This is a genomic window from Lactiplantibacillus paraxiangfangensis (assembly GCF_036246185.1).
Taxonomy (GTDB): domain Bacteria; phylum Bacillota; class Bacilli; order Lactobacillales; family Lactobacillaceae; genus Lactiplantibacillus; species Lactiplantibacillus paraxiangfangensis.
The window spans coordinates 18833-33983 of the sequence record NZ_BTPW01000023.1; the positions used below are offsets into that span (position 1 = coordinate 18833).

Genomic DNA, 15151 nt, shown 5'->3' on the forward strand with positions numbered 1-15151 from the left:
TGAAAACGCCGTCAAATCAGGGGGTTACGTTCTTCATCACCACATTATCGCGACCTAATAACGTTGTAAGCGCTCCAAATAATTCTGCATTTTCACTGACCCAATACTGTGAATTTAGTTCAACTGTTCGGTGGGCACTGACCGAGTAGATTAAAACGGGGTTCGGCCCAGGAGACTGCCGTAGTAACCCCAAAATTTGCTTTTGCACGGTCGCGTCATCCTGGTTAGGCTGTAATCGTAAGAATAATTGTCCCGTTGGTTTTGGAAACTGATCCGCCAATTGCCAATTATCCACGATGACTTGTAGCCCCCGCTGTTGCTCGACCTTCCCACTGATCAATACGATGCTTTCCGTCTGCAATTGATCTTGCAACCGTTGATACGTATTCGGAAAAATCGTTAAATCAATCTCACCAGAAAGGTCACTGCCCGTGGCAAACGCCATCGCCTGACCCCGCTTCGTCCGGATCGTCCGAATCTTCGTAATATAGACCAAAAGTTTAACCCGTTGCTCATTAGTGAGCGTACTTATCAAACTCGTCCGCTGCTTTTGTGCCAGCCACTGATAAGTTTCCACCGGATGGCCAGAAACGTAAGCCCCCAGGTATTCAGCTTCTTTGGCTAACCGTTCACCTAGCGGCAATTCCGGTTGCTTTTTGATCTTTGGAGCTAATGATGCAAACAAGCTCATACTGTTGCCAGCCAATTCTGCACTCGACATTAACTCCGGCACACCGGTCAATAACTCTGCCCGGTTGAGTCCAAAGTGGTCAAATGCCCCAGCATAAATCAAAGCCGTCATTAAATCATCTTTCAACCACTTAGATTCGATGCGCTGCATGAATTGCTGCAAGTTCTTAAACGGTCCGTTAGCCTTCCGTTCACCAATAACGCTTTGAATAAAGTCACGTCGTAAGCCCTTGATCGAGCTCAAGCCGAAAATAATCTGTTTGCCGTTCCAATCAAAGTACTGCCCACTCCGATTAATATCGGGTGGCACGATGGCCACGTGATGCTGTTTGGCTTCGGCTAAGTACTGCTTGAGTTTCGTGCCGTTACCCATCACCGAGTTCATTAACGACGTAAAGAACGCCCCCGGAAAATGAACCTTCAGGTAAGCCAGCTCAAACGCCATCTTACTATAAGCTACCGCATGTGAGCGATTAAATCCATAATTTGCGAATTGTTCAATATATTGGTAGACCTGCGTTGCAACGTCCGGGCCAAACCCGTTGGCCTGAGCGCCAGCGATAAACTTCTGCCGCATTTCATCAATCACGGCCCGTTTCTTCTTACTCATCGCCCGCCGCAATAAGTCGGCTTCGCCTAATGTAAAGCCTCCCATGACCGCGGCAACTTGCATGACTTGTTCTTGATAGACCAAGATACCGTAAGTGGGGCCTAAAATTGGCGCTAACTCGTCAGCCGGGTAGCTGACGGCTTCACGCCCCTGTTTGCGGGCAATGAAGTGGTCAATGTTTTCCATTGGCCCCGGCCGGTACAGTGCGTTTACGGCCGCCACCAGTTCAAAATTATCAGGATGCAATTTACGTAAGACGTTGCGGATCCCACCCGATTCAAATTGGAAGACGCCGGTCGTGTCGCCAGCCTGAAAGAGTTTTAACGTTTCCGGATCATTTAAATCGATTTTGGTTATCGCTAACGGCTTGCCCGTCTGGCGCTGAACGTAATGCAACGCACTCGCCATTAAGGATAAGTTTCGCAGTCCCAGAAAGTCCATCTTCAATAGACCGACCGCTTCCACGGTATCCTTAGTATATTGCGTCATCATCATCGTCTCACTACCAGCTTGCAGCGGAACAATCGTAATCAACGGTTGCTGACTAAGGACCACCCCGGCGGCATGGGTCGAGTAATGCCGCGGTAAGCCTTCTATTCGTTGGGCCGTCTCAAATAACAGTCGATTTTTAGATGAATCCGCCACCATATTCTGTAGACGCTGTGAGCCCTGATAGGCTTGTTTCAGCGTGATGTGTAGTTGGTTAGGGACGGCCGCACTCCAATCACTCATTTCAAAAGTCGATAGCCCAAAGACCCGCCCAACGTCACGCAGGGCTTGCTTGGCGGCCAAGGTGCCAAAGGTAATGATTTGGGCGACCCGATCGTGTCCGTACTTATCATGGACATACGCTAAGACTTGTTCCCGGCGATTATCCGGAATATCCAAATCGATATCGGGCATGTTGGCCCGTTTAGCATTTAAAAATCGTTCAAATAATAAGTTGTACTGTAACGGATCGACATCCGTAATTTTTAAAACGTAAGCCACTAGTGACCCCGCCGCAGAACCGCGCCCCGGGCCAGTCGTAATGTCTGACTGGTGAGCAAAGTTCATGACGTCCCAAACGATCAAAAAGTAATCATCAAACCCCATCTGGTCAATTACTTTTAGCTCCCGTTCAAGGCGGTCATGGTACGGTTGCGGGTCGGTCGTTTCCGCCATCGCTGCTAGTCGTTCTTGGAGCCCGGCCGTACACAGTTGCCGCAAATATTGGTTAGCAGGCTGCTGATTCGGCGTCGGGTACGTTGGAAGTTGCGGTTGTTGAAAAACTAACTCAACGTGACAGGCAGCCGCAATTTCCCCAGTAGCGCTAACAGCCGCCGTCAACGATAGTTCGTCGTAATCCCTGACCACCGTCTCAGCTGGACGTAAATAGTGGGCACCGGCAATACCTTGTAACTGTTCGGGCTGTTCAATTTGCTGGCCCCGGTCAATCGCGCGCAGTACCGAGACCGCAAAATAGTCGGTCGACTGGACGTAATCTACCGGATCCAACGCAACGATTGGTAACTCACTTTGTTCAGCAAACGCCGCCACCGTCGTCCGCATTGCGGGCGCTTGGTCTAACGACACCCCTAAATAGAAACTCTGGGGGTCAACAGCCGCGCGCAACCGTTGCACCCAGTCCGCCACTTGCTCACGGGCATCTTGCATCAGTAACGCCGTTAATTCACTATCCTTAGCCGGCGTCATCACGATCAAATGGTGTAAATAAGGTAATACCGTCGTTAAGCTTAGCGGTTGATCATTAGGCGCCGTTTGCTTCATTGTTGAAAGCTGCATTAACGTTTGATACCCCGCTAAGTCTTTCGCCAAGACAACTAAACTAAACGTTTGGTCGGTCAACTGACTACCCGTTAAGTTCAGCGTAATTCCTAAAATTGGGGTGATCTCAGCTTTGCGACACGCATTATAGAAATCAACGATGCCATACATGACATCGACGTCCGTTAATGCTAGTGCCGGGTAGCCTTGTTGCTTAGCGGTTTGAACTAATTCATCAATGGTACTCGTACTTTGCAATAAGCTGAACGTACTCATTACTTGTAAAGGAACATACTGCATCGTTACCTCCTCCTTCCCTATTTTTCATATTTAGTTTCATTATAGCAAACAGTTGTTCTTTACGGCAGTTATAAGCTAATTGGTTTTTCAAAGTGGTTGTGCTAAAATAACTTTCATTGGGAGGTGTCGGAAGATGATGAAACAACTTACAATTATCGTTTGGGCGGTCTTGTTTGGGGAAGTTATCGGTTATATCGGTGGTGCCCTCGAAGCATTGACTTGGAACCCCGGTCAAATCGGGGTCATTTCAGCCGTCTTTGCGCTGGTCGTTGTCAACGGAATCACCATAATTACTAACAATTCCCTACCCGTTAAAGGTTCTGAAAAAAAGTAATCAAGCTAATAAAAAACTCGTGATTATCAGAAATTGATAATCACGAGTTTTTTTGTTTCCATTTTGATAACAGATTACATTCAGTGTCCCGTCAAAGTTTACCGATTACGCCTGTTGCGTTTTCGTATTCGGTTGGTTTTCAAAGACTAAGTGGTCGTCCATCAAATTAATTTCAACCGTCGTGTCCGGTGCGACCCGCCCAGCAATAATTTCCTTGGCAAGTGGTGTTTCGACATGGTTCGTAATGAACCGCCGTAATGGCCGAGCGCCGTACGCTGGTTCGTACCCCTGTTGTGCGATCCACTTTTTAGCGGGTTCCGAAATCTTCAACGTAATGTCACGGTCTTGCAGTCGTGCGGATAACCGTGCAATTAACTTAACCACGATTTGCTCAATCGCACCTAATTGTAGTGGCGTAAACATAATGATGTCGTCGATTCGGTTTAAGAATTCAGGCTTAAAGCAACTTTGTACAAGTTGCATTACTTGGTCATGGGCCGAGGCAGATAATTGTCCCTGATCGTCAACACCAGCTAATAACTGCTGTGACCCTAAGTTAGACGTCATAATCAAAATCGTGTTCTTAAAGTCGACCGTACGACCTTGGCCGTCCGTTAAGCGCCCGTCATCTAAAACTTGTAACAAAATATTAAAGACATCGGGATGGGCCTTCTCGATTTCATCAAACAACACGATGGAATACGGATTACGGCGAACCGCTTCCGTCAGCTGACCACCTTCTTCGTAACCAACGTACCCGGGAGCAGCCCCGACTAACCGCGAAACGGATTCTTTTTCCATATATTCACTCATATCGATGCGGACCATGTGATCATCCGCGTCGAATAGGTTTTCCGCTAAGGCCTTGGCCAGTTCGGTCTTCCCAACCCCGGTTGGTCCGAGGAACATGAATGACCCTAACGGCCGGTTTGGGTCTTGTAAGCCGGCCCGTGAACGCAGCACGGCGTCAGAGACGGCGTTCACCGCGGCATCTTGCCCGACGACCCGTTCGTGTAGGTGGTCCGCTAAGTGTAAGAGTTTCTCCCGTTCACCCGCAACCAGCTTATTGACTGGAATCCCGGTCATCCGTGAAACCACGTTAGCAACCTGATCCGGTGTTACGGATTCTTCAACTAACCAGTCTTCATGGTGGTCGTTAGCTTCCATTGCTTTTAATTCGGCGACCAACTTAGGAATCGTCCCGTGTTGCAACTTAGCGGCCGTTTCCAAATCATACTTATTTTCCGCTGTTTCCAAGTCGTGCTTAGCTTTGTCCAGGGCGGCCTTTTTATCGCTCAACGCTTGTAGGCTCTTCTTTTCACTGGCCCAACGTTCCGCCAACGTGCGTTGCTTTTCCTTAGCGCTAGCCAATTCCTTCTGTAAATCAGCTAACCGCTTCACGGAGGCATCGTCCGTTTCCTTCTTGAGTGCGGCTTCTTCCACTTCTAAACGCATTAATAACCGGTTGACTTGATCCAATTCCGTTGGGTTAGAATTCATTTCGACCCGAATTTCAGCGGAAGCTTCATCAATCAAATCCAGAGCTTTGTCCGGTAAAAAGTGGTCCGTAATGTAACGATCTGATAACTTAGCAGCCGCTACCAACGCGTTATCGTGAATCCGGACGCCGTGATGAATTTCAAACCGTTCCTTTAACCCCCGCAAAATACTAATGGTATCTTCAACGGATGGTTCGGCAACTAGGACCTTTTGGAACCGCCGTTCAAGAGCCTTATCCTTCTCTAGATATTGCCGGTATTCGTCCAAGGTCGTCGCACCAATCAAATGGAGCTCGCCTCTGGCTAACATTGGCTTCAACAAGTTACCGGCGTCCATGCTACCTTCCGTTTTACCAGCACCCACAATGTTATGGATTTCATCAATAAACATGATGATCTGGCCGTCAGCCTTCTTAATTTCCTTTAAGACGGCCTTCAGACGTTCTTCAAATTCACCACGATACTTGGCACCGGCAATTAATGACCCCATATCAAGGGAGAACAGGGTCTTATCCTTTAGATTGTCCGGAACATCCCCGCGAACAATTCGTTGGGCGAGGCCTTCAACGATTGCCGTCTTCCCAACACCGGGTTCCCCAATCAAGACCGGGTTGTTTTTCGTCTTGCGTGACAAAATTCGAATCACGTCTAAGATTTCTTCATCCCGACCAATCACTGGGTCCTGATTGCCTTTACGTGCTTGTTTAACTAAATCCACCCCGTATTTTTCAAGGGCTTGATACTGGTCTTCCTGATTACGTGACGTGACCCGTTGCCCACCACGAATCCGGTCAACCGCGTTTTTGACTTGTCCAGCCGTAATCCCCGACTGGTTTAAATACTTGGTTAGTTGGTCGCCGGTTTGATCCATCAATGCCAGCGCAATCGTGTCGGTGGCTAAAAAGTCGTCACCTAGGGATTTACGTTTGGCTTCAGCCGTCTGCATCAAAGTTGCTAAGCTACTACTGAAACTTTGGCCGTACTGAACGTTACCACCACTAACAACACTAATATCATCCAGTTCCCGGTCCAACTCGACTTGTAATTTATCGAGATCGACACCCGCTTCACTGAATATCTGGCGCACCAGTTCACCTGGCTGGGTTAAAAACTTAAATAAATGCGGAATCCCAATCTCTTGGTGCCGCCGCGTCTGTGCAATTTGTTGGGCTTGAGTTAAAGCCTGTTGTAAACTTTCCGTTAATTGTTCTGGATTCATAAATCATAACCTCCTCAAATTAGGTTAGCAAAAAGGCAGCTATATCAGCTGCCAATTGAGTTTGACCTTTATTGACGATTAGATTATATAACTAATGGTCAAAGAAGGTCAAGGATTTAGTTTTGATTGTAATTATCCGTAACGATTTGCAATACAACGTCAACGGCTTGCGCCATGACTTGTTCCGAAACGTATTCAAACCGGCCGTGCATATTCTCGCCACCGGCAAACAAGTTTGGTGTTGGTAAGCCCATAAACGAGATCTTAGAACCATCAGTCCCACCACGAACAGGGAAGATCAATGGTTTGATGTTCAGCTTCAACATGGCTTGCTTAGCCAATTCAACAACGGCCATATCTTTTTCAATGATTTCACGCATGTTGTAGTACTGGTCCTTAACGTTGACCTGGACGTACTCGCCACCGTGAGCCAAGTTAATTTGATCACCATCCGCCACGATTAACCGTTTGCGAGCTTCAAATTTGGCTCGATCGTGGTCACGAATAATGTAGGTCAACTTAGCACCGTCAACCGTCCCGTCTAACGCTAATAAATGGAAGAAACCTTCCCGGCCATCCGTTTTTTCAGGAACATCGTGTGCTGGTAAACCATCCTGGAATTCAACGGCTAACTGTAACGCGTTAACCATGACATCCTTAGCAGAACCAGGGTGGACGTTGACCCCCTTGATCGTGATTTCGGCCTGAGCAGCGTTGAACGTTTCATATTCCAACTGACCGAGTGGCCCGCCATCAACCGTATAAGCGTAATCGGCTGCGAATGCTGGCACGTTAAAGTGGTCCGCCCCCGTTCCGATTTCTTCATCGGGACCAAAGCCCATTCGAATCTTACCGTGTTTAATTTCTGGATGAGCTAATAAATATTCAGCGGCACTGATAATTTCAGCAACACCGGACTTATCATCCGAACCTAATAAGGTATTCCCATCGGTAGTGATCAACGTGTGACCCTTATAATTTTTGAGGTTTGGAAAGACCTTAGGATCCAAATGATACTCGCTGTCGCCCAATTGAATCACTGACTGGCCATCATAGTCTTCAACAATTTGTGGATTAATGTTTTCCGAATTAAAATCCGCCGTATCGATATGTGAGATAAAGCCTAAAGTCTTCACAGCCTTATCGCTGTTAGCTGGTAAGGTTGCAAAGACGTACGCGCTTTGTGCATCCTGTTCAACGTCACTTAACCCGATAGCCTTTAACTTGTCCATCAGTTGGTTTAAAAAGGCCGTCTCCCGTGGTGATGAAGGTACCGTCGTCGAACTCTCGTCAGAACGACTATTGATTTTAACGAAGCTCAAAAAATCTGAAATTAAATTAGGATATTTTGCCATCTTACAAACTTCCTTTCAAAATTACAAGATTATCTCTATTAGATGAAAGTAAACGGATCAGTATTTAACTTTGAGGCAACGATTTCAACTTGCCAGTTTGATTCCGCCTGCCATTTTTTAAAACATTCGGTCAAATGAGTTTTACAAATGCTTTCGATATGGTGACCGGGGTCGACCACCGTTAAACCAGCGGCTAACATGTCGTGAGCCGTATGGTAATAAACATCCCCGGTCACGTAAGCTTGGGCTCCCGCTTTAATGGCATCTTGATAAAACTTTCCGCCATCGCCACCGAGGACCGCCACCCGCTTAATTTCTTGCTGGGGCTGCTGACAAACTAACCGCAAGCCGGACACGTTAAAGACCGTCTTACAGTGTTCTGCAAAGGCTTCAGCCGTCATTGGGGTTGGTAAATCGCCGACCCGCCCCATACTATACTGGTGACCACCCGTCAGTAATGGTTCAATCTGATAATCCCAACTCGTTGCTGGAACAAAGTGATTGATGCCAGCCACTGCGGGGGTAACCCGGTCAGCCATTAAATCAACGGTAAACTGTTCACCAGAGTTAAATGCGTACCGGTTGAGTTTTGCTTGCCAAGTATCCGTTAAATACTCTTGAACGGCTTCTACTTGATCCGTCGGAACCGTCACGGTCATTTTGACCGCCTTTTCGACGTAACCTGGTACTAAGCCACTGACATTTTGTAAGCCTAAAGCGTCAGCTAACCAGTCGTTCATCCCGCCATCGGCACTATCCAAATTCGTATGGGCCGCGTAAACCAAAATGTGATGGGCCGCAATCTCGGCGTACATCGCTTTTTGGGGGTCCTGATAATCTAAGTTATTAGCCGGTCGAAACATCACCGGATGATGGGCAAAAATCATATCTGCCCCGATCTCAATGGCTTCTTGAACAACTTCTGGACGAACATCTAAGGTCACTAACACCTTATGGATAGCCTGCTTGGGATCACCAATCTGTAACCCACTAGGGTCGCGATCCCACTTCAACTTCAAAGGTGCAAACTGTTCAAAACGACTAATTAACTCATTTGCCAACATCCGCTAAGACTCCCTTAATTAAATTAATTTTGGCATGCGCCGCGGTCAAATGGGCCGCTGGCGCGACTTTAGCTTGTTGCATTTGTGTTACTGCTCGTTCGGTCCGCTGCAGTTCCCGTTGCCACTTCTTAATAAATACCGTGGAACGTTCCACTAACAAGTACGGCCCAAATAATAATTCCGCTTCAGAATAATGAAACGCTGCGTCCGTCTTATCCGCACAAATCACTTCGTAGGTGTGATTATCTTCAGATAAAATCCGCTCAGCCGTAATTTGAAACTGATTAGCAACCAGCCACTCGCGAACCGTGGCTTCACCCACGTTAGGCTCTAAAATCAGACGCGTGACCCCGGCTAATCGAGTTGGATTAGCTTCTAAGATATGCCGAATCAGGGGACCACCCATCCCGGCAATGGTCACAGTGTCGATTCGATCCTTGGACTCAATTGCTGCTAAGCCATCCGCTAAGCGGGCCTCAAGGAGTTCCTCTAAACCTAACTTACGAATCTCATGGCGCGCATTCTCGAACGGTCCTTTAACGACTTCGCCAGCCACGCCCCAGCTAATCTGATGATTTAACGCTAAGTTGGCTGGCAGGTACGCGTGATCGGACCCGATATCGGCCACCCGCGCGCCCGGTTTCACAAACGAACCGACCGTGGCTAATCGTTGTGACAATTGTTTAGCATCCACACACATAACCCCTTTTTCAACAACATTTAAGTAAGTTTAACTAATCATATTTTAACATGCTTCACCCAAGAAACGGCTTTCAATCTTGAAAAAATCAAGGAACTTTATCAGGATCGAACGTCGGTTTTCAAAGCCGCCCAATCGTAAAAATAGCGGTTAGTTATTTATTAAGCGCTAGGTTAAAAGTCCCTATAAAAAAATAACCTTATGACCCTTTTCGTAACTGAACTATGTAAGGGGTCGTTACAGACCACCGCCATTAAAGTGATTATAAAGGAGCGATCAATTATGATTCAGTCACAATTAAAGACAATTCTAGATGCCCGGACCATCTCAAACGACGAATTTTCCACTATGACTGGGATTGACCCACACACACTCGTCAAGCTAATTTCTGGTCGGGCTAAGAGCATCAGCTTTAACCACTTGAACCGCATTACCCGTACACTGAATATCGACTTAAACGATCTCTTTTTGGTCACTCCCGACCTCGAGTTAGAAGTGACGCTCCAATCAATTGACGAGGCCACCAAACTTTTTAGTGGTACCTTACGCTTCATCGACCACGATCAACATTGCGTGACCGCGTTGCCACTCACCGGACAATATCAACAGTCCGGCCCTCTGTTTACTTTTACGATTAACGACGCTTACGACGAGACCCTTGAAGCCGACGGAATCGCGGAACGTTTAACCGACTTGCAACCCTTTCCCGTAATGACATCGACTAAGCAACACCTCTTGGATTTACTCTCACAATATCCCGAACAACAAGCGTGGTTTGAGCCCGAAGGCATGCCGCTAAGTACGAACCCTACGGATACGGAATTAGAGCGCTACTTACAAGTGGGCAATCTCATTGCACGGACCCAGTACGAAAAGTTGCACCGGTTGCTGGAGCCCCTGGTCATGAATTTTCTGGCCGCCCTGTACCACGACTTTCCCAAATTCTTAGGTAATCCGCAAGACATCACCGTCCCGTGGGGTGTGCCTGACACGTTCCACATCTTCAATTTCGTCTTGGCCGAGAGTCCCACGTCACTAGCTAATAATGGCATTACCAAGCGTCAAGAACAGGTCCGCCAACAGCACGCCTTTCCCGTTAGTTATACGAGCCTAGACGTCATCAGTTATTTCTCGAACGACTAGTTATTGTATAATACAATTGTCGATTTTTATTAGCCAAGTTATCTTTAATCCAATCACGCTTTTCAAGTCGGCTCACAAGCTTTAATTTGTTTCTTGTTAGATATTAAAATAACCGTCAATCACGTGACTACCTCACTTGATTGACGGTTATTTTAGATTCTTCTAGTTTTTAAAATCTAATAACTACTTTCCCCTTTGGATGTCCGTTTGCGACGTAATCCAAAGCCTTATTGACATCTGATAATTTGAATTCAATTGGATCAACTGCGGGCTCAATATTATTTTTTTCAACAATTTTAGTAATCTGCTTTAATTGTTCACCATCACTTCTGACAAAAATAAACCGATAACTAGCATTCGCTTGCTTAGCCTTCCTGTCAATCCCGCTACCTGCAATCGTAAATAATGCTGTTTTCCAAAATGGCATGTGATGGTCTTTGGCAAACTGACGATTTGGCAACATAATCAATGACAATAACCGACCATTAGGTTTCAAGACTTGTAGTTCATGTTCAAGTTCCTTATTACCAACGGTATCAATCACGTAATTAACTGGTTCAAGGTGTTCCCAATAATTTTGCTTACGATAGTCAAAATATTGTTCCACGCCCATATCGACCGCTGATTGTTTCGAGCGCGCATTCCCACTAACCATGACGCGTAAGCCCATTTCTTTTGCAATCGGGATAGCCATTTGACCAAACGATCCTGACCCACCAGGAATCATCACACTTTGTCCGGGCTGAGCTTCTAGTTCCTCAGTCAAACCTTGGTACGCAGTTAGCCCTGTTAATGGGACCGCAGCACTGTGAACAAAATCCAAGCCCACTGGTTTCATGGCCACTGCGCGATAGTCGATTACGACATACTCCGCAAAAGCGCCAATTTTGTCTAAAGGTAAACGCGAATATACTTCATCGCCAATTTCAAACCCTTTGACATTTTTACCAATGGACTTAACGACGCCTGACAATTCATTTCCCATCGTCAATGGCAATGAATAGTTTTGCATCAGCTTCACATAACCCGTTCCAATTAAATTTTCTAATGGGTTGACAGCAGCGGCTTTTACCTTGACTAGGATTTCATCTTCGGTAGGTGTTGGTATTTGTATATCCTTAAGAACTAATTTAAAATTTTTTCCGTATTTCAACAATTGAGCAGCTTGCATCTTTAAAATTCCCCTTTGACCATTATTAAGTCATTTTATTTATATTTTGTAGTTGGCGATATCTTATAATCTTTGGTTACAAAAGTCAAATAAAGTCACTTTTTAGAAATTTGTGCTAAAATAAATTAAATTCAAAAAGGAGATTACCTACTAAATATGGCTCAAAATACTAGAGACAAGATACTGACTACGGCTGAAAAATTAATCATGAAAACTGGTAATGCCGAAGTAACGCTAAATCAAATTGCATCCGAACTCGGTCTCTCACACGCAGCACTATACAAACATTTCCGAAATAAACAGGCATTGTGGGAAGCCGTTGCATCTACTTGGTTTAACCGTGAAATCATCAACAAAATAAACATTTCATCTTCTCTTCCGCAAAAAGAGCAACTCCACGATTGGCTATGGGCATTTGTTAATGCCAAAAAAACAGCATTCAATACAAACCCAAAAATGTTTGCATTGAATACCGAATACATTGATAACAACCCAACGGCCTTACGTCATATTCTAATTAGCGCCTATCAGGAAATTGATTCAATTATGGATTACCATGACCCCAAATTCGAAAAATCAGAATTAATTCTGGCTGCATTTTCAATTTTTATACTGCCGAACTTCAAAGATACTTGGAATGATCCCGAATACGACAGCAGATTTGAAATGCTGTGGGATTTACTAACAGATGGGATTTAAACGTTTAATACTAAAAACACATCGGTACAATCAATTTGATTCAGGTTACTGTCTTAGTTAGGAAACTAGCCTTAGCAAGAATGAACGGTTCATTCTAAAACGAACTGATGCTATACTCGCCTCATTCCATGGAGGTGATTAGATGGATTTACACGAAAAGTTAACGCGCGTTATCACGAGCGCTAAAATTTTATTCATTGTTCCCGGCTATGCTGAAACTAAAATGGCGGACATTGCCACACATGCTAACTTAGCCGTTGGAACCCTTTATAGTTTATTTCGCAGTAAAGACGATTTACTGAAATTTGTATTTGCAAGCACCCTCGATCCGACAATTATCGATCATGTCCAGACCTTACCCGTGACCCCACTTTCTGATGACAAACTGGTCACACACACCGCTGAAATCTACCAGCAAGCAACCCAACAATTACACAAGCTGACGACGGATTATCCAACCGATGCGCGCTTTTCCGCAATGTTGGACTACCTGTTTGCCAACTTTCACCAATACGGTGCCTATTTTTTGATTCTCGAGCGTAACCCGCAGATGAGTCCAGCGCTATTACAACTATATAAACATTATCGACAACAACTGTACACAGACATTGCCCAATTGTTAGCTACCTTAGTTGCTTCTGGTGAAGTTCGTTACCTCAGTCATCCAGAAAACGACGCGTTACTCATTATTGACCAAATTTTCTGGTGGTCTGCTCACAAACAGTACGATTCTTTTGACCATCAAACCAATCATTTTGATCAACAACAGATGAAAAATTGCGTTATTCAGCAACTAACGGCTAGCTACACCTGAGATAGCTGGTTGAACCTTTGAAAAGGCGGTCAACGGACCGTTTTTCTTTGACTGGTCTTATGAATGAATCATTCATTATAAAAGTATGGGGGCATCAATAATGTTTTTAGATGAATGGAAATACGTTTTTCGTACCAAGGGGTTGTTACGAATTATTCTTGGAATTTTACTGATTCCAACCTTTTACGCGGTCATCTTTCTCGCTTCGCTATGGAATCCTTATAGTAATGTAAAACATTTACCCGTTGGAATCGTCAACAACGACGTAAAAATTGTCAAACATCAGACGAGCTACTCACTCGGAAAAGCCTTAACTAATCGCTTGACCCGAACCAATAACGCCGATTTCAAAGCCCTCAACCAGACGCGTGCCAATCACGATCTTAAAACCGGAAAACTTTATATGGTCATTACAATTCCTAAAAACTTTTCCAAACAGGCCACCCAATTAGGCCAGCATAATTTCAAAAATATCAACCTAAATTATCACACCAATGCAGGCTTTAGTTTCATTGCAATGAAGATGTCGACGACGATTGCTGAAAGTGTCCAAAAATCTGTCAATCAACAGTTAACAACGGCTTACTTACAAGTAATGGCCCAGACACTCACCAATACTGGGAAGCAATTAACAACGGCTAGCCAAGCCCTGACGCAAACAAATGTCGGCCTCAAACAAACTGCTAGCAGCGCAACCCAGCTTGCCACTGCGGATCAAACACTCAGTCACCATGAAGCTGAGATTCAAAACGGACTCACACAATTAGCCACTGGAACGGCGAAACTAACTGCTGGACTTAAACAAATTACTCAAAATAATCAGCAACTCGCACAAATTTTAACAACATCAACTCAAAAACAGTCAATCACAGCCACCAAGCAAACCGTCCAAAAACTACTGACTGCAAACACAGCCATTGCCCAGCAAGCAATTGCTGGTAATAATCACAGCCTGGCTGCCATCCAAGCCCTTAATCAGGGCGTTTCAAAACTAAGTACGGGCGCAGCAAGTCTTTCTGGCGATACGACTAAACTGGCTCAGGGTACCAATTTGATCCATCAAACCAATACCAAGATTGCCACTGGTCTTAAAGCTGGTGGACAACAACTGAGCGCCGCTGGTCAAGATACCACGCACCAAGTAAAAACCATTGTCAGCCCCGTCAAGCTCACTCATACGGATACGACCCACGTCAAAAACAATGGGACCGGTATGACACCTTACTTAATGTCGGTAGCTTTATTTGTCGGTTGCATTACCTTTAATATTATTTACGACATGTTTACACCCCATCGGCGGCCAAAAAATGCCTTCGATTGGTGGGGCGAAAAGATTCCTTTCTTCTTAACCTTTACGCTAGCTGCCGCGACCATTATGTTCTTGATGCTCCTGCTTATTAACCGGCTCACACCATTACAACCAATTAGAACGTGGCTATTCGCGGTCCTAACCATGTGGGCCTTTGGGAGCATCGTGACCTTTTTCAATCTGATTATGGGCAAAACCGGGGCCTGGTTCATGCTGATCTTTATGATTATCCAATTAGGGGGATCAGCGGGAACCTATCCCATCCAATTGTCTAATCACTTTTTCCAAGTCATTCACCCGTACTTGCCAATGAGTATTTCAATCGATGCTTTTAGAAGCACCCTCTCGATTGGCAACAGCATCCTGTCTGAGACCGTCATCTTTGGCGCAGTGATCCTTATTTTCAACTTGTTAATGTTGCTTACTTTTTCGTTAAATATGCAAAAAATCGCGACTTACTCGTACGATAACTGAAAA

Annotated in this window: 11 protein-coding genes; 5 read left to right on the forward strand and 6 right to left on the reverse strand. The window is 45.4% G+C overall.

Annotation, left to right across the window (positions count from 1 at the left end; genetic code table 11):
- Positions 1 to 16: 16 nt before the first annotated feature.
- On the reverse strand, positions 17 to 3367 hold the full coding sequence (gene dnaE / locus AAA939_RS11995) for a DNA polymerase III subunit alpha (protein WP_338211091.1): 3351 nt from the start codon (positions 3365 to 3367) through the stop codon (positions 17 to 19).
- A gap of 133 nt (positions 3368 to 3500) precedes the next feature.
- Here dnaE and AAA939_RS12000 point away from each other — a divergent pair, with 133 nt between their 5' ends.
- On the forward strand, positions 3501 to 3701 hold the full coding sequence (locus AAA939_RS12000; RefSeq protein WP_338211092.1) for a YjzD family protein: 201 nt from the start codon (positions 3501 to 3503) through the stop codon (positions 3699 to 3701).
- 105 nt (positions 3702 to 3806) lie between these two features.
- Here AAA939_RS12000 and clpB read toward each other — a convergent pair whose 3' ends face one another.
- The 4 genes from clpB to AAA939_RS12020 all read right to left on the reverse strand — a co-directional run bounded on the left by clpB (position 3807) and on the right by AAA939_RS12020 (position 9532).
- On the reverse strand, positions 3807 to 6419 hold the full coding sequence (gene clpB, locus AAA939_RS12005; RefSeq protein WP_338211093.1) for an ATP-dependent chaperone ClpB: 2613 nt from the start codon (positions 6417 to 6419) through the stop codon (positions 3807 to 3809).
- 116 nt (positions 6420 to 6535) lie between these two features.
- Entirely contained in the window at positions 6536 to 7774 is a 1239-nt protein-coding gene (gene pepT, locus AAA939_RS12010; protein ID WP_338211094.1) for a peptidase T, read from the reverse strand.
- A 38-nt stretch (positions 7775 to 7812) separates the two neighbouring features.
- Positions 7813 to 8838, reverse strand: coding sequence for a Nif3-like dinuclear metal center hexameric protein (locus AAA939_RS12015; RefSeq protein ID WP_338211096.1), 1026 nt, complete (start codon positions 8836 to 8838; stop codon positions 7813 to 7815).
- Complete coding sequence (locus AAA939_RS12020) at positions 8825 to 9532, reverse strand: tRNA (adenine(22)-N(1))-methyltransferase (RefSeq protein ID WP_338211098.1); 708 nt, start codon at positions 9530 to 9532, stop codon at positions 8825 to 8827. The genes AAA939_RS12015 and AAA939_RS12020 overlap by 14 nt, the downstream gene beginning before the upstream one ends.
- 288 nt (positions 9533 to 9820) lie before the next feature.
- Between AAA939_RS12020 and AAA939_RS12025 the strand changes: the two genes are divergently transcribed.
- A complete protein-coding gene (locus tag AAA939_RS12025) occupies positions 9821 to 10681 on the forward strand; it encodes a helix-turn-helix domain-containing protein (RefSeq protein WP_338211100.1) in 861 nt (286 codons plus the stop codon).
- A 169-nt stretch (positions 10682 to 10850) separates the two neighbouring features.
- On the opposite strand, the gene AAA939_RS12030 is transcribed toward AAA939_RS12025, so the two are convergent.
- A complete protein-coding gene (locus AAA939_RS12030) occupies positions 10851 to 11852 on the reverse strand; it encodes an NADP-dependent oxidoreductase (protein ID WP_338211102.1) in 1002 nt (333 codons plus the stop codon).
- Between the two features lie 156 nt (positions 11853 to 12008).
- Between AAA939_RS12030 and AAA939_RS12035 the strand changes: the two genes are divergently transcribed.
- From AAA939_RS12035 to AAA939_RS12045, 3 genes are all read left to right on the forward strand, one after another.
- On the forward strand, positions 12009 to 12551 hold the full coding sequence (locus AAA939_RS12035) for a TetR/AcrR family transcriptional regulator (protein WP_338211104.1): 543 nt from the start codon (positions 12009 to 12011) through the stop codon (positions 12549 to 12551).
- A gap of 142 nt (positions 12552 to 12693) precedes the next feature.
- The gene (locus AAA939_RS12040) at positions 12694 to 13365 is read left to right on the forward strand and encodes a TetR/AcrR family transcriptional regulator (protein WP_338211105.1); all 672 of its coding nucleotides are present in this window, start codon (positions 12694 to 12696) and stop codon (positions 13363 to 13365) included.
- A gap of 100 nt (positions 13366 to 13465) precedes the next feature.
- Positions 13466 to 15148 carry a YhgE/Pip family protein gene (locus tag AAA939_RS12045; protein ID WP_338211108.1) on the forward strand — a complete coding sequence of 561 codons (1683 nt, stop codon included), beginning with the start codon at positions 13466 to 13468 and terminating at the stop codon, positions 15146 to 15148.
- Positions 15149 to 15151 lie beyond the last annotated feature (3 nt).

Coding starts and splice junctions, on each gene's coding strand:
- AAA939_RS12015 (WP_338211096.1), bottom strand. CDS start 8,838: ATGTTGGCAAATGAGTTAATTAGTCGTTTTGAACAGTTTGCACCTTTG.
- AAA939_RS12035 (WP_338211104.1), top strand. CDS start 12,009: ATGGCTCAAAATACTAGAGACAAGATACTGACTACGGCTGAAAAATTA.
- AAA939_RS12000 (WP_338211092.1), top strand. CDS start 3,501: ATGATGAAACAACTTACAATTATCGTTTGGGCGGTCTTGTTTGGGGAA.
- AAA939_RS12030 (WP_338211102.1), bottom strand. CDS start 11,852: ATGCAAGCTGCTCAATTGTTGAAATACGGAAAAAATTTTAAATTAGTT.
- dnaE (WP_338211091.1), bottom strand. CDS start 3,367: ATGCAGTATGTTCCTTTACAAGTAATGAGTACGTTCAGCTTATTGCAA.
- clpB (WP_338211093.1), bottom strand. CDS start 6,419: ATGAATCCAGAACAATTAACGGAAAGTTTACAACAGGCTTTAACTCAA.
- AAA939_RS12040 (WP_338211105.1), top strand. CDS start 12,694: ATGGATTTACACGAAAAGTTAACGCGCGTTATCACGAGCGCTAAAATT.
- AAA939_RS12025 (WP_338211100.1), top strand. CDS start 9,821: ATGATTCAGTCACAATTAAAGACAATTCTAGATGCCCGGACCATCTCA.
- pepT (WP_338211094.1), bottom strand. CDS start 7,774: ATGGCAAAATATCCTAATTTAATTTCAGATTTTTTGAGCTTCGTTAAA.
- AAA939_RS12045 (WP_338211108.1), top strand. CDS start 13,466: ATGTTTTTAGATGAATGGAAATACGTTTTTCGTACCAAGGGGTTGTTA.